Genomic DNA, 22,888 nt, shown 5'->3' with positions numbered 1-22,888 from the left:
CAGAGAGCAGACACGATTAAAAATAAGCTGTCGAATAGCTGCAAAGATGCGGTCGGCGTAGAAAGCCTCGCTTTTCTCAGAGAGCAGACACGATTAAAAATAAGCTGTCGAATAGCTGCAAAGATGCGGTCGGCGTAGAAAGTTGCGCCTTTCTCAAAGAATGGACACGATTAAAAATACCAACTAGAAAACAGCCGGAGAGAATCGGTGTAATTTTTGTCCGTGGGCGCGCCGGAGATCACCGGGAAATACACGAAGAATAAAATGAGACAGAACCCGGTGAACACCCATAGGAACAGGTCGGACAGGGGCACCGCGCGCTGCTTTACAGTCAGCGTGTACCTGCCAAGGGACGTTTCCGGCAGCTTGCGGAACACGCCGATGAGGGCGATAATCAGGAAAGGCACGGCGGTGAAATAGTGATAGATAAAGGTGAGCCGGGGCACCAGCGCCCAGGGCAGATAGACGGACAAAAAGCCGCAGAGAACCACGGCGGCGTAGGTCTGCCGCTCCCGGATCCACAGCACCACTGCGGCGATCAGCGCCGGAATGCACGCCCACCACAGCAGCGGGTTCCCCATGGCGGAAATGGTGCTGTAATGCCCCTGCAAGTCCACCGGGTTCCCGGAGAAGTACCAGATGGGGCGCACCACAAAGGGCCATTCGTACCACGGGGAAGCGAAATAATGCTCTGCCACAAGGGAAGAGTGATAGTGGAACATGGTGGTCTGGTAGCTCCAGAAATTGCCCCAGATGTTGGAGATGTTGTGGGGCAGGGTGGTAAGCGGCAGATAAACCGCGAAATACGTCCCAAAGGGAATGGCAACAAAAAACAGGCAGCACCAAAGGCAGAGCCGCAGCGAGCGCATTTTTAACAGGCTCAAATTTTCCCCGGCGCGTTTCGCGTCCCGGAAGGAGAGGATCAGCTTACCGAAGAACAGCGCCGCCAGCCCCAGCGCGCCATATGCCGCCGTCCATTTGGCGGAAATTCCCAGCCCCATGAAAACGCCGGAGCACAGCAGAGGGGGAAGCAGCTTTTTCATGCTGTCCTGCCGGATATCCCGCCGGAGGAACACCACCATGGCGTCATACATCAGCAGCAGGAAGAACACCGCGTAGGTGTCGATGGTGGCGATCCGCGTCTGGGTAAAGTGCATGAAATCAAAGGCAAACAGCACCGTTCCGGCGGCGCAGAGAGAAGGTTTCTCAAACAGCTGCTTCAGAAGATGGTACAGGACGGGCAGCATCAGCACGCCGAACAGCGTCCCCATGAACCGCCAGCCGAATGGGTTCATGCCAAACGCCCGAATGCCCAGGGAGATGATGTATTTTCCCAGGGGCGGGTGGGTGTTTTCGTAGGGCTCCAAGCCCAGAATGTGCTCGTAAGCGGTGCGGGCATGGTAAATTTCATCAAAATAGGCGGAGTTCTCGTAGGTGGCGTACAGGGGGACGGTATCCTGCTCGTCCACAAGGGGCTGCCCAGCCGCCTCCGCTGCTTCCAGCGTGGTGAGGACTGCCTTGCCCTGCAGCTTGACGCCGATCTCATGGAGAACCACATTCCCGTCCTGGGCGGTGAGACGGATATATCTGCCGGGCTCCTGAAGATAGCATTGCTCCCAGGCAAACACATACGTGCCGGTGTCCTGGAGATTGCCGCAGTCCTTCCAGGTCTTTCCGTCCTCGCTGGTTTCCACCAGCACGTTTACTCCCGTCCTGGCGGCGCGGTGCTCCCTGTCCGGGGCAAGCCCGGGGAGGAAATACAGCGCGTCGCAGGTCTCATTAGCCTGAAGCACGACGCTTTCCCCCGCTTCCGGCAGCCAGACGGTCCGGGGCATTTGGGTGCTGCCCAAATGCCAGAACGCCGCGATACAGTATATCCCTGTTACTGCCGCCGTCAGCAGATAGTCCACAGGGCGCATTCGGTGGTTCCCCATTGGGGGGGCAGCCCACGGGCGGACGTCCCGCAGGGGGCGTTCCTGAATGCTTTCCGGCAGGTATACGGCAAATAGCGCATAAATGGCATGTACCAGCGCTGCTGCCTGAAAGCCCGCCATGCAGCGGGTCAAAAGGGCGTTGGCGTCATAATTTCCGCCCAGGTCGTCAAAAAGATACATGACATGGGCGACATTCAGATACCCGGCGGCGGAAACAGCTGCAAACACCTGTACCAGCCGCTTGTCCGGGGTGAACAGGAAGCTCAGCAGAAGGAAGAAAAACGCGGGGTACAGGTACCGTTCGTGCATTTTCACGCCGAACAGGAACATTACCGCCATCAAAAGCGCCGGGCAGGCAAACAGCGCCGACTTTCTCCGGGACAAAAACAGCAGCAGCCCGCAGGACACGGTGGCGGCTATTGGGGCGGCAAGGGTCAGAGCCTGCAGGGAGAAGCCCTCCGGCAGCCCCCGCCAGTTCCAGCCAAGCAGCGTCCAGAAATTGTAGGCGTTGATGGAGTAAAAATTATAATAATCCAGGGTGCTGCGGTACTTTTCCAGGAGCCAGTGGAAATCCAGACCATTGCTGAACGGCAGCGCCGTCAAAAGGATCGCGCCCACCGCGCAGAGAACGCCCAGGGGGAGCCTGCTCCACTTTTTCTGCCTGATGGCAAAAAACAGGTACATGGGGGCGAAAATGAGCATTTGTGGCTTGCAGGCAATGCTCAGCCCGTACAGCAGCGCGGAGGGCACGTACCATTCCCGGTAAAGCAGCAGAACGGAGCAGAGCAGGATCGCCGTGCAGAAGGAATCCACCTGCCCCCACCCGGCGGAATTGATGAGGATCACCGGGCAGAACAGATAGGCGGCGGTCACCAGCAGGGCGGTTTTTTCGCCGATCTTCCGCTTCCCTGCCCAGAGCAGCACCCCGCCGCACGCCATGTCCGCGAAAATGGAGGGCAGCTTCAGCATCAGGTCGTACACCGGCGCGTCAAAGGGGATATGGAACAGCGACCGCAGATTATCCAGTGTGAGCAGCACGTATAAATAGCCGGGGGGATAATCCAGGTACATGTCGCCCCTGCCGTAGATTTCCTTTAAGTCCGTGCGGTTCAGGGCGTATGCCCACGCCTTGAAGGTGTCCATATCGGAGGTAAAGCTCTTTCCGTAGTACCCCAGGTACAGCCGGAGCGAGAACGCGGCAAGCAGCAGCGCGCCCGCCCAAACAGCAAAGGAGACGGAGCCCAGGCGCTCGCTTTTCGGGCGCTTGCCCACAAAAAGCAGCAGCGCGCCCGCAAAGACGGTCATCAGCAAAATTTCAACGCCCATGGCTGTTCCCTCCTCCAAAATATTTTTGTTTTTTCCAAAATAAAAAGCGCCCGCTTTTTTTGAAAAGCCGATTGACTATTTTCCCGTTTCAGAGTAATCTAACAGTAACGGGAGATCGGGCGGGGAAAATCTTTTTCCAGTGTACCCTTTTTCCGGGAAAAAGTCAATTTTACGGAAAGGAAACGGCGCTATGAAACAACACGCTCAGCATTTCCATGAAGACCCCCACGTTCTCCATGTGGGAACAGCCCCGAACAGAAGCTACTATATTCCCTTTGAAACAGCGGAGGAAGCGGAGGAGGGAGTATCCTCCCGGGTATTTTCCCTGAACGGGACATGGAGCTTCCAGTATTTTGAAAGCTATGAGGACGCGGTGGACCCGGAGGAGGGCATCTGCTTTGACGAGGACGAGATGGATACCATTCCCGTGCCCTCCTGCTGGCAGAACCACGGCTACGGCAGGCACCAGTACACCAACGTAAATTATGCCATTCCCTGCGACCCGCCCTATGTGCCGGAGGCAAATCCCTGCGGGCTGTATGTCCGGCATTTCGACCTGGAGGAGGGCAGCCTGCAGGGGGAGAACGCCGGCAGGTGGTTCCTGAATTTTGAGGGCGTGGATTCCTGCCTGTACCTGTGGGTCAACGGCGAGTTCGCCGGATACAGCCAGGTTTCCCACAGCACATCGGAATTTGAGATCACTGAGCTTTTGCAGGAGGGCGACAACGCCATTGCCGTGCTGGTGCTCCAGTGGTGCGACGGCACCTATCTGGAGGATCAGGACAAGCTGCGCATGAGCGGCATTTTCCGGGACGTGTACCTGATGGCGCGCCCGAAAAGCTTCCTCCGGGATTTCTTTGTGAAGGAGGAATTCTCCCCGAAGTTTGAGAATGCCACCGTCCGGGTGGAGCTTTCTCTGGAGGGCGACTGCACCGTATCCGGCGCGCTGTATGCTCCTGACGGCGGGCTGGTGGGAGAAGCCGGGCCTGTGGAAAATGTGCTGCAATTCGAGATAGAGGACCCCGTCCTCTGGAACGCAGAGCACCCGGCGCAGTACACCCTGCTGCTGGATACTGGGGAGGAATGTATTTCCCAGGAGATCGGTCTGCGGAAAATCGAGGTGCAGGACGGCGTGGTGCTCTTAAACGGCACGGCGATCAAGTTCCGGGGCGTGAACCGCCACGACAGCGACCCCGTCACCGGCTATACCATCAGCCGGGAGCAGGCGCTCAGGGACCTTGCCCTGATGAAGCGCCACAACATCAACGCCATTCGCACCAGCCACTATCCCAACGCCCCGTGGTTTTTACAGATGTGCTCCGAATTCGGCTTCTATGTCATTGCCGAGGCGGATATCGAGTCCCACGGCAATGCCACCAAGCTGGGTGCGTACAGCATGGAAAATTACCCGGACGCGGCGGACGACCCCCAGTTCCGGGAAGCCATTCTGGACCGGGTGCAGCGCAGCGTCATTCGGGACAAAAACAATGCCGCCGCGGTGATCTGGTCCCTGGGAAATGAAAGCGGCTGGGGAGAAAGCTTTGAAAACGCCGGGCGCTGGGTGAAGGAATACGACCCTTCCCGGCTGCTGCACTATGAAAATTTCATGCCCTACCACCACGACAGGGAGCCGGATTTCTCCATGCTGGACCTGTTCAGCAGAATGTACGCTCCTCTCACGTATATCGAACAGTATTTCAGCGAGGAAAATCACAGGGATTATTACAGCGATGCGGATATCACCCCCTACCTGCCCGACCACAAGCTGCCCTTTATCCAGTGTGAGTATATCCACGCCATGGGCAACGGACCCGGGGACGCGGAGGACTATCAGCAGCTCATCATGAAGTATCCCGGCTTCTGCGGCGGCTTCGTGTGGGAATGGTGCGACCACGCCGTGTACGGCGGGACCACCCCGGACAACCGCCCCATTTACCGCTACGGCGGGGATTTCGGCGAGTTCCCCCACGATGGGAATTTCTGCATGGACGGTCTGGTCTATCCCGACCGCACCCCCCATACCGGGCTGCTGGAATATAAGAATGTGATCCGCCCCCTGCGGGCAGAAAAGGGCGGCAAGCCCAATACATTCGTTTTCCACAACTATCTGGACTTCACCAATGCGGAGGATTATCTGGAGCTTTCCTACGAGGTCATGCAGGACGGCGAGACCCTGTTCGGGGGCAATCTGGAGCTGCCCCACCTGCCGCCCCACGGGGAAGCGGAGCTGACCCTGCCGGAGCTGCCGGAGGACGGCACGGCGACGGTGACCTTCTTCTACAGCGCAAAGGAGGACGGCGATTTCTTTGACGCCGGGCATTCCCTGGGCTTTGACGAGATCGTCCTCAGTGAGGAGCCCTTCTTCCTGGACGACCCAGCCCCCGGCACGGTGCAGGTGGAGGAGGGCGGACGGTACACCGTTCTGTCCGGCAGCGGGTTCCGCTATGTGTTCGACACCCGTACCGCCACCTTCTCTGAGCTGTGCTACCACAACAGGACCCTGCTGACGAAGCCCATGGAGTGGAACGTGTACCGCGCCCCCACGGACAACGACCAGTATATCAATGCCAAATGGGAGCAGGCGGGCTATGACCGCCACACCGTGCGGGTCTATGAAGCCGAAACAGCCCTCACGGAAAGCGGCGGCGCCGCGATTTCCTGCCATCTGGGGATCTCCGCCCTCTCCATTTCCCGCTTTTTGGAAATTGAGGTGACATGGACGGTAGACGGAGCCGGCAGGATAGATATGGAGCTGTCCGCCGCCCGGGATACCAGGTTCCCGCTCCTGCCCCGGTTCGGGCTGCGGCTGTTCCTGCCCAAAGCCTTTGACGCGGTGGAATATTTCGGGTACGGTCCCTATGAAAGCTATCTGGATAAGCACCGGGCGTCCCGGCTGGGCGTGTACGCGCAGACGGTGGGCGCCATGCATGAAAATTATCTGAAGCCCCAGGAAAATTCCTCCCATGTGGGCTGCCGCTACGCCACCCTGACCGACGGCGCCTATTCTCTCACCGCCGCCTCGGAAACGCCCTTCTCCTGCAATGTGTCCGAATACACCCAGGAGGAGCTGAAAGCAAAGAAGCACGCCTACGAGCTGGAAAGCTCCGGCAGCACGGTGTTCTGTGTGGATTACAAAATGAGCGGCGTGGGCTCCAACAGCTGCGGACCTGAGCTGCTGCCCCAGTACCGTCTGGACGAGGAAAGCTTTACCTTCCATGTGGCGTTCCTGCCGGAATAAATTCAGAAAAGGAAATAAGCGCAAGGATAAGAGAACTCCCCGGCAGGCAGAAGCCTATCGGGGAGCTCTCTCTATCAAGAATCAAAAATGGAGGACACAAGCTTGCGGTATATAAAGATGGTTCAGGAGGCGGCTTTGCAGAGGCAGACCGCGGTTTCACTCTGCCGGGTGTCGAAGCGGTAGCCAACGCCCCGCACCGTGACGATGAGCCTGCCCATCTTGCCCAAATGCGCCCGCAGGGTTTTCACATGGGTGTCCACCGTGCGGGTGACCCCCGCCATTTCATAGCCCCAAACCTTTTGGAGCAGCAGCTCTCTGGAAAGCGCGACATTGGGGTGCTCCAGGAAAAAGAGCAGCAGCTTTCGCTCCATGGAGGACGTGGGAACTTCCTCCCCGTTCAGGGTCATTGTCCGCTCCGTGCAGGCAAGCAGCCCATCGTTCCAATAAATTTTTGACATACGGATTCCCTCCCAGGATAAAGTGGATTTTTTCAAAGGCTCCGCGCCATCTCCGACAGAGCCGCCCATCGTTTCAAGGCTTTCTTTTTTTATCCTACAGGATAAAGCTTACTTGAAGTCAAGTCCTTTTTCAAAATTTTTTATAATTTTTTCAAAAATTTTTATAAAATCTCCGCGCGGCAGGTGCTGCTCCTTGCAGGGGCAGCAAGAAACCAGTGTGTGAGAAAACCCTCCTTGATAAGCGGAGAGGAAACCGCTGAATTGCGGTGGAGGGGATTCCCATGCAAGAAAGGGAAGCTGAAAGAAAAGACCGTACACCAAACTGGTGTACGGTCTTTTCTATTGACCTGTTTATTGCTGATAGACTTCGTCGATATCAAGGGAATACCCCATCACTTCGCCGATATTTTTGATTTTTCCTTTTACAACGATGATGTCACCCTTGGATAACTCCATTACGACTGATTTTTGTTCCTCAGTTTTAATATAGCACTGTATGTCTTCCAGAAAAGAATCTTCATCGGTTCTCTCAATGGATATGTATTTTCCCCCGCTGTCAATCACGCTGAGCTTGCCGGTTAGCTCAACATATTCGTCTTTATGCTTGTCAGCAGCCTTTAGGGCATTTTCTTTTAGTTCATCTACCAGCTGACCAACTTCATATGGGGTATAAGTAATCTCCGGTTTCGGCATGGATTCTGGTTTGCTGACTTCCGAATTAGCAGACGAATCAGCCGTATTGACAGTTGAGTTGACTTGCTTGGAGGGTGTGCTTTTTTGCGGGGTCTGGCTTCCGAATGCTCCTCCGATAGCACCAATCACTAAAATGACAATTATCGCAATGAACCATGGGCGGCGATACAGAGGAGGCATATTTTTTGCTCCGCAGTGGGGGCACGTCTTTGCGGTAGAAGCAATCGTTTGTCCGCATTTTTTGCACGGGATCATTTTTGGCTCTTTCTTTGGCATTTGCTGGTTCTCCTTGAATAATAGATTTGTCAAAAAGTATACTTTTTGACAATTGTCCCAAAAGAACTCCTTATCAAAAGAAACAGAAAAAATTTTGGGAAAAAAGGAAGATTGTCTTGACAATTTCTGGCATTTCCTGTAAGATTTGTCTATAGAAAAACCACTGTCAAAAGGTATACCTTTTGACAGTGGTTTTTTACCCCGATTTTTCCGCGCAGAAAAAAGCCTGAGAGCGGCAAAACGCTTTCAGGCTCTGCTTTTTCTTGTTTTCCCCGTGCGTTACGCTGTGGTTTTGGCGGGCTCCTCCTTGGGGTGGATATCCCCGGCAGCGGTGAGCGCCATCTTGGTCAGCGTGGGTCCCACCAGCTCATAGATCAAAACGCCGAACAGCACGATGCTGCGAATGGTGGAGCCGATCTCCCCCAGGGCGCCCACCTGGGACGCCATACCCAGCGCCACACCCGCCTGGGGCAGCAGGGTAATACCCAGATATTTTTGAATTTCCGGCGAGCAGTGCGCCGCTTTACTGCTGACCCGCGCGCCCACATATTTGCCGATAGAACGGGCGAGGATATACACCAGCCCGATACCTACAATGGCAACGTCCTGGAACACGTCCAGCCGCAGGGCGGCGCCGCTGAGCACGAAAAACAGCGTCAGCAGCGGAGCGGACCACTTGTCCGCCCGGTTCATCAGGTCCTCCGAGGTGGGGCAGGTGTTGCAGAATACCGTGCCCAGCATCATGCACACCAGCAGGGAGGAAAATTTCAGGTTCAGCCCCGCGATCTGGAACGAGGACATGGAAAGCGCTACCGCCAGCACCACGAACCCGGCGATCATCGCCACACGGTTGCGGTTGGAATGGAACCAGCGCTCCATAAAGGTCAGGATCCAGCCCAGGATCGCGCCCAGCACCAGAGACAGGACGATTTCCAGCAGCGGTTCCACAATGATCGCCGCCGCGCTGGCTTCACTGGTGGTCATCGCCTGTGCCGCGCCAAAGGAAATGGCGAAGATCACTAAGCCCACCGCATCGTCCAGCGCCACCACGGGCAGCAGGATATCCGTGACAGGTCCCTTTGCCTTGTACTGGCGCACCACCATCAACGTGGCGGCAGGCGCGGTCGCCGCGGCGATAGCCCCCAGGGTGATGGCGGCGGAAACGGGCAGCTTATCGCCCAAAAACAGGTGCAGCCCAAGCAGGGCAAGGTCTACCAGCACCGTGGCGGTGAACGCCTGGAAAATTCCCACGACCACCGCTGCGCCGCCGGTCTTTTTCAGGGAGGAAAAGCGGAACTCGCTGCCGATGGCAAAGGCGATAAAGCCCAGCGCCACATCGGAGATCGGCTGCAAAATTTCCACCTGCTCAAAGCTCACAAAGCCTATGCCGGTCAGCCCCAGCCGCCCGATGATACAGGGACCCAGCAGCACTCCGGCGATCAGGTAGGAGGTCACGTCCGGCAAATGAAGGCGCTTTAAGAGACGGGTCATCAGTAAGCCCGCCACCAGCGCTACGGAAATACACAGCAATTCTGTCATAAAAACCCTTCCTTTATTCTCAATCGGAGCTTATCTTACTCTCAAAACCCCGCTTTGTCAACTGCCTGACCGCCGGTTCCCTCAGGATTTCCCGGGAAATTTCCGAAAAAAGCCACCGCCGCCGGAAAAGTCTCCGGCGACGGCGCTTTCTTATTTTTCTCCCATGCGCAGGGGCTATTCTTCAGACTCCTCCGGGGGCTCTGCTTCCGGCTCCGCTTCTATTGCAGCGGATTCTTCCTCCGCCGCGGCTTCCACCTGCATGGCAGGCTGTTCCGCATCTTCTGAAATATCCGCAGCCGATCCTTCCGTCAGCCTGCCGTCGATCTTATCCAGCACCTTGGCGATCACATACAGCGCCCTCACATAGGTGGCGCTGGCATTCAGCTGTGTGCTGCCGTCTGCCGCTTCTCCCGTGCCGTTCAGGTCAAGCTCCTCGTAGACCTGCTCCACTTCGCTTCTTGCCCAGCCGGGGACGGACGCAAGGGTCTTGTAGCGCTCCTCGTTTTCCTGATAGACCTTCTGCGCCTCCTGCCGGGCAAGGGCGGCGACCTCCGCTTTTGTCATGTCTGTTCCCTCCATTTCTTCGATGATCTTGGGGTAATCTTTATATGCCCGGTTCATATCGAACCGTCTGCCGTTCAAAATGCCGTTATCCGTGTACTGCCAAATGCCAAAGGGTTTGTTGTAATCCAGCGTATCGTTCCACTCCGCGACCCACTTGTCGAACGGGTCCAGCCGGGGGCTGTTCAGTCTGCCGTTCCACCAGGACAGGGAGGCGTAAATGCCGCAATAATAGCCGGCGTTTTCGATAGCCCGGCAATAGGTGATGCAGTTGTCGATCAGCGTCTCCCCTGTGGGCAGCGAGTTGTCCTCCACATCGTACCACACGCCGTACAGCGGACGCTTGCCCTTTAACAGCCGCAGGGTATGGGCGGCCTCGCTTTCCGCCATGGCGGTATTCTTGGCGTAAGAATAGAGGTACACGCCGTAGGGGATCCCCGCCGCCTCGCATTTTCTCACATTGGCTTCATACTGGCTGTCGTCCTGATTGGAATAATCGCTCCCATAGCCGCAGCGAATGATAACAAAGCTGATCTGCCCTTTCAGCGCGGCAATGTTCACGTCGCCGTTAAATTCCGAGATGTCAATGCCTGTTACCGGTAATTGTGCCATACCGAGTTTTCACCTTCTTCCGCTTTTTCTTTAGAGCATATGCGCTTTTCGGGAGGAAATATTCCTCCCGCTTTTTATACTATTCTGAAGCGGCAGAGTTTGTCCCACGGACGGGGCGGGAGAGGTCGGGAAAGTTTTTCAAATTCAGACCTTGACTTATGGGCGGAAATCTGGTACAATGTCAAACGTTATGGGGGCATAGCTCAGCTGGTTAGAGCGCCTGCTTCACACGTAGGAGGTCACAGGTTCGAGTCCTGTTGTCCCCACCACGTCGCGGCGAATCCTTGTGGTTCGCCGCATTTTTCTGCGCAAAATGCGGCTTTACCGTTCGGATTGCCGCTCCTCTCCGTGAAAGATCACGCTCCCATCGGCTAACAGCTTATAAATGCGCCGTTTTTACGCCGATTTGGTCGCTACCAATCTTTCACGGGCAAGGACATCTTTTTTGTATCACACAGTTCTGCAAAGTCTAAAATCCGCATGGGCACTGGATAATTTTTTTAAAAGAGAGCGAAAATATCTTTTTTGTTTTGTAGGATAAATCCAGAAGGCGAACCTGTGACATTAGAATAGCAAAAGTTTTCCGCAGGAAAGCTTTGGAAAAATTGGTGGGCGGAAATTTTCCTGTCCCGGGAAATCTTCTTGATTTCAGAAAAATTCCCGGCAAAAAATCAAAATTGAAAAAAGACGCAGTTTCCCGATGAGAAAAAGCTTGACAATGGAAATGACCTATTGTATAATAACCGTTGCCTGATAAAAAAACAGGCTCTTGGCCCGGTAGTTCAGTTGGTTAGAACGCTAGCCTGTCACGCTAGAGGTCGACGGTTCGAGCCCGTTCCGGGTCGCCATGCTGCTATGGCTCAGGCGGTAGAGCGCATCCTTGGTAAGGATGAGGTCTCCAGTTCGAATCTGGATAGCAGCTCCAAAGAGTGCTTGACTTGAGAAAGTCAGGCACTTTTTGTTTTCAGAGGAGACCTCATCCACACGCCGAAAATGCGGCGGGGGTTTGGGGCGCAGCCCCATATGATTCAGGGGGAAGAAGCGGAGCTTCTTCCAGAAGGTATCGCAGATACCTTTTTTCTAGTTTCGAATCTGGATAGCAGCTCCAGAAAGCGCCGTGCTCTTTATGAGCATGGCGTTCTTTGTTTTTCATAAAAGAAAAGAGCGGGTACAGGGTTCCTGTATCCGCCTCTTTTTGGAGATGAAATTTTACTGGGCAAGCCTCCAGTATCTCATCAGCATAGAAGCCGCCTCTGCTCTGGTTGCAGGTCCCAGTGGATCCAGAATACCACTGCCTTTGCCGAAAATGATTTCACTTTTCACCGCCCAACACAGAGCGGGACGGGCATAGGCGCTGACTTTTCCATTGTCTCGAAAGGCTGCCAGAGGATCCTGTTCGGCTGAATCCCCGCTGTAATGGTAGAGCAGTATCGCCAGCTCCTGCCGGGTGATGGGTTCGTTCGGCGCAAAGCTCGTTCCCGTGCGCCCTGCCGCGATCCCGTTATGATACGCCCAGCGGACGGCTTTTTCATAATAGCTTCCATTTCGCAGGTCTGTAAAGGGCACAGCTGCGTTTGCTTCCGGCTTTCCCGCCATGCGATACAGCACCGTTACCGCCATACCGCGGGTAAGTGGCTGGTTGGGTGTAAACCTGACCTCTCCTGTGCCAAACATCAGCCCCTGCTCATACGCAAGTTTCACAGCACTATAATACCAGTCGTTTTCTGAAATGTCGGTGAAGGGAAGTCCCTTTTCTTCCGGCTCAGGAACAGGCTGGACATCAGGTTTATTTGTCGGTTTTGCCGTCGGCGTGGGGGAAGGGGTCGGTGTGGGCGTAGGTGTTGGCGTGGGTGTAGGTGTTGGCGTAGGCGTTGAATCTGTCACTGTAAGAGGCAGGTCAACAAAATCACTTGCGTAGCCTGTCTTTTTGTCTCCGTTATATTGTTCACTGAACACCTTAAGGGTATAGCTCCCAAGCGGAAGGTCATCGGGAATCGTGACAGCCGCTGTACCGCCGGAACTGTTTTGGGCAATGCGTCCATAGGCCAAAACCTTGTTGCCGCTGTCCGTGATCATGGCGGAAACGTATTCGCCGGTCCCGGTTTTCGCGCCTGAATAGCTTACCGCAACAGCGGCGCCCGCCTGCGTTTCACCGCCGTTGGAAGAAGAAAAGCTTGCGGTGAAACCGCTGCGGCTGCTGTCCTTGAGCGTCAGCTTCCATTCATTTGTCAAATTCGTTCCGGGCGCGCTCATGGCACCGATGGTCCAGGTACCGTCTGCGGCGGCGGAAGTAAAGAGGACGGGGCTCAGCTCCAGATGAAACGCCGGGCGCACTGCCCGAATATTATTTGCCCAGGAGCCGTCGCTGTCTACCCGGCCGTTAGCCATTACATCGGCCGCCATGTCTATGGAAGAACCGCGGGAGCGCAGCCACCATGTACGAGGTTGACCGGTGCTGTCCTCTCCGGCGAAACAATTTGCGGCATAGGCGGTATTTGTCGCGATACGGCTGCTGTCACTTGGAAAGTAGCTGGCATTACTGGCTTCCGCGATAGACAGGCAGTATATCCGATCTGTAGTGCCGCTGCCGCTGGGCTGCTGATAGGATAGATTATCCGCGTTTTCCAGGGGGGTATAGGCGACCAGGCTTTGTTCCTTTAGGGAAAATGCGCTGTTAAAAAACGTTCCGCCCAGCCAGGCGCGCAGCGAGCTGTTCTCCCACGTAAAATTTGTACAATCCGGGGCATATTCATGACCGTAAAGATTCTGATCTGAGATCAAAAACAGTTTTTCGCCGTCGTTGGAAAGCACCCGCCATTTTATCGGCTCCTTTGTGCTTTCCGCGGCGCTGCTCTGCGGGTAATTTCCAAAGAACACACTGGAAGCCTGCCCGCCTGCAAGCTGCGATCCGCCAAGCACAATGGCCGGGGAGCCGCCGGGTGTGGGCGTTGGTGCCGGTGTCGGTGTCGATGAGGGTGTGGGGGTAGGTGTAGGCGTAGGCGTGGGCGTAGGTGTAGGCGTAGGTGTAGGCGTAGGTGTGGGCGTTGGTGTAGGTGTAGGTGCAGGTGTGGGTGTGGGCGTGGGGGTAGGCGTAGCCTCTGTATAATGGATCGTGGCTTTTTTCAGCTGTCCGTTGGAGTATTCATTGATCCCGCGAATGTCGATCTTATCCCAGTCCGTTTTTGTACCGCCATAGTAAACGTCCGTCAATTTAATACAATCACAAAACGCGCTCTCGTCAATCAAAGTGACGCTTACCGGGATAGTGACGCTGGTCATATTGATGCAGTGCCAAAAAGCGTTATTGCCAATAGTGGGAACGCCATTGGGTATTGTAATACTTGCTAAATTATCGCATTCAAGGAACACCCGGGGGTCTATCACCGAAACAGTATCCGGGATATCAATGCCCATTAAGCCTTTGCAGCCGCAAAACGCCCGGTCGGCAAGCTTGGTAACGCCGTCCGGTATCGTGTAGGAAAAGCCGGGCTTTGCGGAGGGATAGCGGATCAGTGTGGTCTGGTCTTTATTAAACAAAATGCCGTCGTCCGAGCAGTAGTTGGGGTTGTCCTCGTCCACTTCGATGGCAAGAAGATCAGGGCATACGACGATGGCGCCCTCGGGGTGAATGGCGGTAACGCTGGCGGGTATGATGATTTTCAGAATATGTTCGCAGTAGCCAAAGGCAAAGGAGGCAAGCTCCGTCACGGGCAGACCTTCTATTTCATCGGGTATTATGATTATCCCCCCGGCGTTTCGGTTACAGCCTGTAATGACTACATGATCTGCCTTTTTTTCATATTCCAGATATGCGGTAGAGGGCGTGGGAGCAGGTGCGGGGGTAGGTTCCGCAGGCGGCTCCTGAAAATCGTTATAATGAACGGTAGCGTTCTGAAAGACGCTGTTGCCGTTCCCAAAACTATCTATTTCCATGGCGCTCCATTGTGCGGCCGTTCCACCGTAATATACGTCCGTCAGCTTCTGGCAGTTTCGGAAGGAATTCAGCCCCACCGCGGCGACGCTGTCCGGGACGGAAACGGTTTTCATGTTGACGCAGTTGGAAAAAACGCCGTTTCCAAGGCGGGTGATCCCCTGAGACACATAAGCGCTTTTCACTTTCTGGGCGAGGGAATATTCCTCAGAATTCGCGGCGTTAAAAATGGCGCCGTCCTGCATGGCCCCTGTGCCGGAGATAATGAGCACGCCGCTTGTTTCGTCCAGGCTCCAGACCGCGTTCTCCCCGCACTGACCGCCGGTGGTAAGCCCCGCCGCCGTGCTTTGTAAAAATGGCAAACCGATGTACAGCAGGCATACAGCCAGCAACAGGGCTAAGGCTTTCCTCGCTTTTCTCATATGTAACCCTCTCCCGGATATCATTTTTCGACTAGACATAAAGCGCACAGAGTGCCATACGCAGTATGTTCCTTGTATATTAGTAAAATTTTAACATGTCTGGCGGGAAAAGGCAAGAAAAGCAGAGGAAATCCCGGCAATTATCCCCCATTGACTTTTCCGGGCTGAATTTTTACAATAGGAGTATAGATCGCGCTGGAAAAATACGGGGAGATCCGGCGGGCTGACAGGAACATAAGGAGGTCTTATGAACTATACTCTTGCAATCGACATCGGCGCCAGCTCTGGTCGGCACATTGTGGGCTGGCAGGAGGAGGGCGCGCTGAAAACAGAGGAGGTCTACCGCTTTTCCAACGGGGTGGCAGAGCAGGACGGTCACCTGGTCTGGAACATGGAGCGCCTGGAGCAGGAGGTCAGGGCGGGGATAGACGCGGCGCTGGAAAAATATCCCCGGGTGGAGAGCCTTTCCATCGACACCTGGGCGGTGGACTATGTGCTGCTGAAAGAGGATCGGTCTGTCCTGCCCTGCTATGCATACCGGGACAGCCGGACAAAGCAGGCGGTAAAACGGGTGCATGAGATCGTGCCTTTCCCGGAGCTGTATGCCCGGACAGGGATCCAGTTCCAGCCCTTCAACACCATCTACCAGCTCTATGCCGACAAGCTCAGCGGGCGGCTGGAGGGCGTCACCGATTATCTGATGGTGCCCGAATACCTGATGTGGAGGCTCAGCGGGAAAAAAGCCCACGAGTACACCAACGCCACCACTACAGGGCTGGTAAATGCCGCCACCGGGCAGTTCGACAGGGAAGTGATCCGAAAGCTGGGGCTGCCGGAGGGGCTGTTTGGCGGGCTCAGCCGACCCGGTACGGTGCTGGGGGAGTACAAAGGGATCAGGGTGGTGCTCTGTCCCACCCACGACACCGCCAGCGCGGTAGAGGGCATTCCCATGAAGGGGGAGGAGCTGTTCCTTTCCTCCGGCACGTGGAGCCTGCTGGGCGCAAAGCTGCCCGCCGCCGTCACCACCCCGGAAAGCCTGGAAGCCAATTTTTCCAATGAAGGCGGCGTAGGGTATTTCCGCTTTCTCAAAAATATCATGGGAATGTGGATGGTGAACCGGCTCCGCGCCGAGCTTTGCCCGAACGAGGAGTTTTCCGCCCTTGCGGCGGGGGCGGAGGAAAGCGGCTATCCCGGTCTGGTGGATGTGAACGCCCCGTGCTTTCTGGCGCCGCAGTCCATGGCAGGAACGATGAAGAAGACCCTCATCGAAGCCGGGTATGCCGCGCCCCAATCTCCGGCGGACTATTTTCGGTGCGCCTACCGTTCTCTGGCAAAATGCTACGGCGAAACGGCGCGGGAAATAGAAAAGCTTACCGGGCGCAGGTATCACGCGCTGTATCTGGTGGGCGGCGGAGCGAAAAATCAATATCTCAACCGCCTGACGGAGGAGGAGACCGGGCTGAAAGTGATCGCCCTGCCCATAGAGGCTACCGCCCTGGGTAACCTGAACTGTCAGATCATGGCGGCACAGACCGTACAGCCGTAAAAAGGAGAACCGTTATGTCAAACCGTACCGTTCTGAATACCATGTCCCGGCACGGAGCCATTGAGGACATTGTGCCGGAAATTTCTGCGCTGCACCGCAGCCTGATATAAGGAGGAAATACTATGCTGGTAGAAACCAAAGCAAGAGTCGGCGTGTTCGCCATCGCCCTGGGTGCGTATCTGCCCCAGTTCCCCAGTTTGGCGCCGGAGTTTGAAGGGCAGTACGCGGCGTTCCAAAAGACGCTGCCCGATACCGCGGAGCTGATCGACGGCGGCATCGTCACCACAAAGGAGCAGGCCATGGCCGCCGGGGATAAATTCCGGGCGGCGGACGTGGACCTGGTGATCCTGCAGCTGCTGACCTATGCCACGTCCTATAATCTGCTGCCCGCCGTGCGGGACCTGGACGTGCCCGTGGTGCTGGTGAACCTGCAAAAGAAAAAAGCGCCCGACTATGAGCACACCGATACCGCGACCTGGCTGGGAGAGCTTTACGCCTGCGGCGCCGTGGGCGAGATGGTAGCCGACCTGGAGCGCGCCGGAAAGCGCCATGCGGTGATCACCGGCGTGGTGGAGGGCGGCGACCCTCAGGCGCAGGCGGAGATCGAGGACTGGATCTGCGCGGCCCAGGTGCGCCGCCGGTTCCGGGATACCAACCTGGCGCAGATTGGCCGCCCCTATCCGGGCATGATGGACCTGTATATTGACGAAACGAACCTGTATCACCGTATGTTCCTTTACACCAAGCAGTTCGACTGGGAGAAGATGTGGGCGATCGCCGACAACGTTACCGACGGGGATACCATTCGCGCCAAGGCGCAGGACATTCTGGATACCTTTGACATTGAGGGCGGCGGCACGGTGGAGAAGGTCTGGGAGATGGCGCGCTATGTGGTGGCGTTTGAGCAGTGGGTAAAGGAGGAGCACATCGCCCTGATCGCTTCCCATTACGACGGCTTTGCCCAGGGGCAGGCAGGGGTGCTGGACAGTATGCTGATCCCCGCCTTCTCCATGCTCATCAAGCAGGGGGTAGCCTGCGCCGTGGAGGGGGATATCAAGGTGGCGATGGCAATGAGTATCCTCAAGACCATCGCCGGCACAGGTCAGCTTTCCGAGATGTATTCCATTGACTTCGAGAAGAACCTGTGCATCATCGGTCACAGCGGCTCCGGGGACGCGGATATCTCCGCGAAAAAGCCCACCATGAAAATTGTCGATGTGTTCCACGGCAAAACCGGCGGCGGGTATCTGACCCAGTTCTACCCGCATCTGGGACCGGTGACGTATCTGGGGATCACCCAGGATAAAGACGGGCATTTCAAATTCGTTGCGGCGGAGGGCGTCAACGAGGAAGGACCTGTTTTCAATTTTGGGGACACCAATATGCGTACCCGGTTCTCCTGCGGGGCAAGGGAGTTCTGCAACCGCTGGAGCGAGGCGGGTCCCACCCACCATATGGCGGCGGCTTCCGGGCGGCACATCGGCACCATTTTGAAGGTGGCAAAGATTTTTGACGTTCCCGTGGACGTTATCACCTATTGAGGAAAAAAGGAGGATTCCCATGAAAAATATACTGGACGCGCCTTTCCTCACCGAAATGCGCCGCACCACCGCCAACATGTACCGTCTGGGCTGGGACGAGCGCAACGGGGGCAATATCAGCTATTTGCTGGACGAGGACGAGGTGGCGGAATATCTGGACATGAGCCACGTGATCCGGGAAATTCCCATCGGATTTGAAGCGAAGCCCTTAGTGGGGAAGATTTTCCTTGTTACCGGCACGGGCAAGTATTTCAAAAATGTGGAGGACGACCCCGAAACCAATCTGGGTGTGATAAAAATTGCCCCAGACGGTCAAACGGCTCAGCTGCTGTGGGGGTACCGGGACGGCAGCAGGTTCACCAGCGAGCTGCCCGCCCATCTGATGAGCCACATGGCACGCCTCAGCGTGGACCCGGAAAACCGGGTGGTGATGCACTGCCACCCTACCCATACCCTGGCGATGAACTTTGTCCACGAGCTGGACGAGAAAAAGTTCACCCACACCCTTTGGGAAATGTGTACCGAATGTATCGTAGTTTTCCCGGACGGCGTTGGCGTGCTGCCCTGGATGCTCTGTGGCACCAATTCCATCGGCGAAGCCACGGCGGAAAAAATGAAGGAATTCCGTCTGGTGGTGTGGGGAATGCATGGGATCTACGGCGCGGGAAAAACCATGGACGAAACCTTTGGATTGATCGAAACCGTGGAAAAGGCGGCGCAGATCTATATGCTTACGGCTCACCTGCCGCGGATCAACACCATTAAGGACAGCGAAATGCGGGAGCTGGCGGAGCTTTTTGGTGTGAATTATCGCAAGGATTTTTTGGATCAGGCGACAATATGACAGCAATAAAAAAGCACCGTACCCTTTGGGAGTATGGTGCTTTTTGCCGGGGCGGTTTCAGCTTCTTGCGCAGTTCCTTTTCCCATGGTACACTGGTTTTGGGAAGCTGCAGGGAGCCGCAGCCCTCGAAAAGTGGGCGGCTGCGGGGAAATTTTCTTCCAAAAATGGACAGGGAGGGGGACGCTATGGAGCAGGAGATTTTTGCGGCAGGGAAGCGCCGGGGGTTGACCCGGAACCAGATCAAATATCTGGCGGTGCTTGCCATGACGGTGGACCATATCGCCTGGGCGTTTGTGGACAGGAGAAATCCGCTGCTGGGCGGCTTTCTGCACCTGTTCGGGCGGCTGACCGGTCCCACCATGGCGTATTTTGTGGGCGAGGGCTACTCTTACACGAAAAATGTGGGAAAATACCAGCTGCGGCTGGCACTGTTCGCACTGATTTCCTGGGTCCCCTTTGTGTGGTTCGAGTACGGCGTGCCGCCCCTGTTTTGGCGGGACGGCCGGCTGCTTTTCTGTCCTTATCAAAGCGTGATCTTTACCCTTTTTCTGGGGCTGACGGCCATTCGGCTCTGGGAGAGCGAGAAAGCCGGGACGCCCCTGAAGATTTTGGGGATTTTCCTGCTTTGCCTGGTTTCCATGGTGGGGGATTGGGGGTATGTCAATGTGCTGGGCTGCCTGTTCGTGCATATTTTCCGGGAACAGCCCAAAGCGAAATGGACAGCTTTTACCCTCACCTTCCTGCTGTTCGGCGTTCTGCTGAATCTGGAAAACGGCTGGGAAAACAGTTGGTATCAGCTGGGGGTGCTTCTGTCGCCCCTGCTGCTGGGTTTTTGCTATAATGGCGAAAGCGGCGGTAAGTCGCCTTTCTGCAAATGGTTCTTTTATGCATTTTATCCCGCCCATCTGATCCTTTTAGGCATTCTGCGATGGGTGGTGAAGCTGTAGAAGGAGTCCGTTTTAATCATTTTATCAGCTTCTTCAGGAAGGTCAATAAGACACAGATGTGATTTTCCTTAAAGGCATAAAGCGTTTGAAGCTCATTTATTTGCTTTTGCAGTATTTAGTGAAGCAATGAGCATACGCTTGATTTCTTCTGCCAAAGCGAGTAAACTTTCAAAATCATACTCTATCAATTTTGTTCTTTTCAGTAATGTAAGCCAATAAATGCTTTCACCTGTTTCTTTGAGCGAAATATGAAGTTTAGATATAAAATCTGCCTTACTGTTGCCGTAAACTGCTTCGTTTATGTTTGCACCGCTGCTTGTTGCTGAACGAAGCAATTGTTTTGCGATAGTTGTATCTTTTTTCGATTTAGAAAACACTTCATAAAACAAAACTATTTGAGTTGAAAAATCAAGAGATTTATCAAGTAATGGGCTGTTCATTAGTATCACCTCTTCGCAAATCGTATCATAAATCATTTTTACAATCAACGCTTTGCAAAGCAAAGCTACATTTTCTCTTAGTTCTTATCTCTAATCTTTTATCTGGAAACGACATTTTTAGAGAAGAGATAAAAACAAGAGGAGAAAAGTGAAAAGAACAAAAAGAAACGACAATTTCAGAAAAGAAAATTGTCGTTTCTTTTTGGAGCGGGCGAAGGGAATCGAACCCGCGTATTTAGCTGAGGAATTTGCGGATTACCGTTTTTATAGTTAAAACTTATTCATTATCCGAAGAATCCGTAACATCATCAGAATCGGAAATGAAAATTTCCTCTGTGGTCTGCTGAGCCAGTTTCAGCTTTTCGGTGATGTCAACCAAAGCATTGGTGGTGGCTTCCAACGCATCAATAGCAGTTGCCATACGCCCCGCTAAGTGATAATACATAGCCTTGTAATCTGGCATGCAGACCCCTCCCAGGTAAAGAACTTCATCATTGGCATTCATTCATAAGCCAATGCCGATCATTAGTGTGGAGCGGGCGAAGGGAATCGAACCCTCGTATTCAGCTTGGGAAGCTGATGTTCTACCATTGAACTACGCCCGCATGGATAACAAAAACATTATAGCGATTCGGAAAGAAAAAGTCAATGGGGAATCCAAAAATCTATCGGGGCATTTTTTACGCAGGTCAGCTTGCTTTGGGAAAATTGCCCTGCCAAGATATTTTTCGGGAAGGCAATACATTTCCTGTCCTGCGAAATGTGAAAAAATATCGCTGCACTCATGCCGGAAAAATTGGCATAAAACCCAGGGGAGCAAGCAAAAGCGACAGTGCTTCACGACAATTCCCATCACATAGTTTTTAAGCAAAGCAAAAATAATGTCAATTTTTTGCTTTTTTTCTGAAAAAATTTAATTTATTTAGATGGCGTAAAACAGGGAAATTTTACCTTAATGTTAAGAATAATTCCTGTTATTTAGATTTTTATTGACCCAAGTTAGCGATTTACGGCAAATCTATGGAATTTTTGTCGAAACTAATTTATACTAAGATACGCTGATTCCGGGAATACTGACCGGAAAGGGCGTTTAACGGCGCCGTGATCGTTGTGATATGGATGCCGCAGGGAGGGGAAAAGGCATGGAATTTTATTCATTTGAAGAAGAACATTTTCTGGGTAACAGGCTGCGTGAGCTGCGGCTGACCTTCGGCTTTAAGCAGGAGGATATTGCCCGTGCGCTGAATGTGAGCCGGTCAACCTATTCCTATTATGAAATAGGGACCACCCGTCCGGATCCGGCAGTTTTAGGTAAGTTATCCGTATATTATAATGTGCCGGTTTCTTTTTTCTATGAAAAAGAGATTGTGGTGAAAGAGGCGCTGTATGACGCCGCCGGCAGGCGCCGCAGAACGTCCCGCACCGCGGCGGTCAACCCCCAGAAGGTTGGGGAACTGCTGCCTGCCGAACGCTCTCTGGTGCTGTTCCTCCGGGCAAACGGTATCAATGCCAAGGATGCCTTGGAAAGCCTGGAAGCTCATGTGGAAAAGGAGCGCCAGAAGCAGAAAGCTGCCAGGGCGGAAGAAAAGGCGAATTGATCGGTCGCGGCTGAAAACTTTTTTCTCTGTCAGGATTCGACATTTTTCGCGCCTTTCGTCAGTTACACTGAATAACAGAATTTTTCTTATTGGGAAGATAATCGCTTTTTATGGATTATCCTGTATATCTGCGCTTGTAGCTCAGTTGGATAGAGTATTAGACTCCGACTCTAAGGGCCGCTGGTTCGAATCCAGTCAAGCGCGCCAAAGAAAAAGGAACACCTTTAGGTGTTCCTTTTTCTTTCGTTTGACTGGATTCGAAAGAACGTTAAAAAATGTCCCGGTGGGACGTTTTTAGTTCGTGGATTTTGAGAAAAGCAGTGAATACCGCTTATCTTACAGCGGGTTTCTGAACCAGTGAAAGCACCCGGTAAGTCAAGCGCGCCTCGTCGCGGCGAATCCTTGTGGTTCGCCGCATTTTTCTGCGCAAAATTCGGCTTCACCGTTCGGATTGCCGCTCCTCTCTCAAAAATGTCTCGCTCCCATCGGCTAACGGCTTATAAATGGTGAGCGCGTCCCGGTGGGACGCTGGTGCGAACTGACCGAGCCGGCAGGCAAGAAACGTTTTTACGCCAATTTGGTCGCTAACAACATTTTTGAGGGAAAGGCAAAGGTCATCTTTTCCTTTGCTTGACTGGATTCGAAAGAACGTTAAAAAATGTCCCGGTGGGACGTTTTTAGTTCGTGGATTTTGAGAAAAGCAGTGAATACCGCTTATCTTACAGCGGGTTTCTGAACCAGTGAAAGCACCCGGTAAGTCAAGCGCGCCTCGTCGCGGCGAATCCTTGTGGTTCGCCGCATTTTTCTGCGCAAAATTCGGCTTCACCGTTCGGATTGCCGCTCCTCTCTCAAAAATGTCTCGCTCCCATCGGCTAACTGCTTATAAATGGTGAGCGCGTCCCGGCGGGACGCTGGTGCGAACTGACCGAGCCGGCAGGCAAGAAACGTTTTTACGCCGATTTGGTCGCTACCAATTTTTCAC

The 22,888-nt window shown here is 54.3% G+C and carries 15 protein-coding genes and 5 tRNA genes; 11 read left to right on the top strand and 9 right to left on the bottom strand.

Annotated elements, in window-relative coordinates:
• Positions 1-170 precede the first annotated feature (170 nt).
• Positions 171-3,260 carry a phospholipid carrier-dependent glycosyltransferase gene (locus tag AB8996_RS08085; RefSeq protein ID WP_369298467.1) on the bottom strand — a complete coding sequence of 1,030 codons (3,090 nt, stop codon included), beginning with the start codon at positions 3,258-3,260 and terminating at the stop codon, positions 171-173.
• A 190-nt stretch (positions 3,261-3,450) separates the two neighbouring features.
• Here AB8996_RS08085 and AB8996_RS08080 point away from each other — a divergent pair, with 190 nt between their 5' ends.
• Positions 3,451-6,498: a glycoside hydrolase family 2 TIM barrel-domain containing protein gene (locus tag AB8996_RS08080; RefSeq protein WP_369298466.1), complete on the top strand. Its 3,048-nt coding sequence runs from the start codon at positions 3,451-3,453 to the stop codon at positions 6,496-6,498.
• 122 nt (positions 6,499-6,620) lie between these two features.
• Here the strand turns inward: AB8996_RS08080 and AB8996_RS08075 are convergent, their stop codons facing one another.
• The 4 genes from AB8996_RS08075 to AB8996_RS08060 form a co-directional block, all read right to left on the bottom strand.
• The gene (locus AB8996_RS08075; protein ID WP_369298465.1) at positions 6,621-6,956 is read right to left on the bottom strand and encodes a winged helix-turn-helix domain-containing protein; all 336 of its coding nucleotides are present in this window, start codon (positions 6,954-6,956) and stop codon (positions 6,621-6,623) included.
• A gap of 351 nt (positions 6,957-7,307) precedes the next feature.
• On the bottom strand, positions 7,308-7,925 hold the full coding sequence (locus AB8996_RS08070; RefSeq protein WP_369298464.1) for a hypothetical protein: 618 nt from the start codon (positions 7,923-7,925) through the stop codon (positions 7,308-7,310).
• Between the two features lie 279 nt (positions 7,926-8,204).
• Positions 8,205-9,464 carry a cation:proton antiporter gene (locus AB8996_RS08065; RefSeq protein ID WP_369298463.1) on the bottom strand — a complete coding sequence of 420 codons (1,260 nt, stop codon included), beginning with the start codon at positions 9,462-9,464 and terminating at the stop codon, positions 8,205-8,207.
• A gap of 174 nt (positions 9,465-9,638) precedes the next feature.
• Positions 9,639-10,637: a glycoside hydrolase family 25 protein gene (locus AB8996_RS08060; protein WP_369298462.1), complete on the bottom strand. Its 999-nt coding sequence runs from the start codon at positions 10,635-10,637 to the stop codon at positions 9,639-9,641.
• 192 nt (positions 10,638-10,829) lie between these two features.
• Between AB8996_RS08060 and AB8996_RS08055 the strand changes: the two genes are divergently transcribed.
• The 4 genes from AB8996_RS08055 (at position 10,830) to AB8996_RS08040 (ending at position 11,792) form a co-directional block, all read left to right on the top strand.
• Positions 10,830-10,906, top strand: a tRNA-Val gene (locus AB8996_RS08055).
• Positions 10,907-11,408: 502 nt separating this feature from the next.
• A tRNA-Asp gene (locus AB8996_RS08050) sits at positions 11,409-11,485 on the top strand.
• A gap of 1 nt (position 11,486) precedes the next feature.
• A tRNA-Thr gene (locus tag AB8996_RS08045) sits at positions 11,487-11,562 on the top strand.
• 98 nt (positions 11,563-11,660) lie between these two features.
• Positions 11,661-11,792, top strand: a complete 132-nt coding sequence (locus AB8996_RS08040; RefSeq protein WP_369298461.1) for a hypothetical protein — start codon at positions 11,661-11,663, stop codon at positions 11,790-11,792.
• Between the two features lie 54 nt (positions 11,793-11,846).
• Here the strand turns inward: AB8996_RS08040 and AB8996_RS08035 are convergent, their stop codons facing one another.
• A complete protein-coding gene (locus AB8996_RS08035) occupies positions 11,847-14,990 on the bottom strand; it encodes a leucine-rich repeat protein (RefSeq protein ID WP_369298460.1) in 3,144 nt (1,047 codons plus the stop codon).
• Between the two features lie 247 nt (positions 14,991-15,237).
• Here AB8996_RS08035 and AB8996_RS08030 point away from each other — a divergent pair, with 247 nt between their 5' ends.
• From AB8996_RS08030 to AB8996_RS08015, 4 genes are all read left to right on the top strand, one after another.
• A complete protein-coding gene (locus AB8996_RS08030) occupies positions 15,238-16,536 on the top strand; it encodes a rhamnulokinase family protein (protein WP_369298459.1) in 1,299 nt (432 codons plus the stop codon).
• Between the two features lie 122 nt (positions 16,537-16,658).
• Positions 16,659-18,077 (top strand): arabinose isomerase, encoded by a 1,419-nt coding sequence (locus tag AB8996_RS08025; RefSeq protein ID WP_369298458.1) that lies wholly within the window; start codon positions 16,659-16,661, stop codon positions 18,075-18,077.
• A gap of 19 nt (positions 18,078-18,096) precedes the next feature.
• Entirely contained in the window at positions 18,097-18,921 is an 825-nt protein-coding gene (gene rhaD, locus AB8996_RS08020; protein WP_369298457.1) for a rhamnulose-1-phosphate aldolase, read from the top strand.
• A gap of 185 nt (positions 18,922-19,106) precedes the next feature.
• A complete protein-coding gene (locus tag AB8996_RS08015) occupies positions 19,107-19,868 on the top strand; it encodes a TraX family protein (RefSeq protein WP_369298456.1) in 762 nt (253 codons plus the stop codon).
• 92 nt (positions 19,869-19,960) lie between these two features.
• Here AB8996_RS08015 and AB8996_RS08010 read toward each other — a convergent pair whose 3' ends face one another.
• From AB8996_RS08010 to AB8996_RS08000, 3 genes are all read right to left on the bottom strand, one after another.
• Positions 19,961-20,308, bottom strand: coding sequence for a four helix bundle protein (locus AB8996_RS08010; RefSeq protein ID WP_369298455.1), 348 nt, complete (start codon positions 20,306-20,308; stop codon positions 19,961-19,963).
• Between the two features lie 277 nt (positions 20,309-20,585).
• On the bottom strand, positions 20,586-20,771 hold the full coding sequence (locus tag AB8996_RS08005; protein ID WP_369298454.1) for a hypothetical protein: 186 nt from the start codon (positions 20,769-20,771) through the stop codon (positions 20,586-20,588).
• 68 nt (positions 20,772-20,839) lie between these two features.
• A tRNA-Gly gene (locus AB8996_RS08000) sits at positions 20,840-20,913 on the bottom strand.
• Positions 20,914-21,450: 537 nt separating this feature from the next.
• Here AB8996_RS08000 and AB8996_RS07995 point away from each other — a divergent pair.
• Positions 21,451-21,906 carry a helix-turn-helix domain-containing protein gene (locus tag AB8996_RS07995; RefSeq protein ID WP_369298453.1) on the top strand — a complete coding sequence of 152 codons (456 nt, stop codon included), beginning with the start codon at positions 21,451-21,453 and terminating at the stop codon, positions 21,904-21,906.
• Positions 21,907-22,036: 130 nt separating this feature from the next.
• Positions 22,037-22,113 (top strand) — tRNA-Arg (locus AB8996_RS07990).
• Positions 22,114-22,888 lie beyond the last annotated feature (775 nt).

Source organism: uncultured Neglectibacter sp., assembly GCA_937958185.1.
Lineage (GTDB): Bacteria > Bacillota > Clostridia > Oscillospirales > Acutalibacteraceae > Acutalibacter.
Note: the sequence above shows the minus strand (reverse complement) of the source record. Positions and strands in the feature narration are given on the sequence as shown.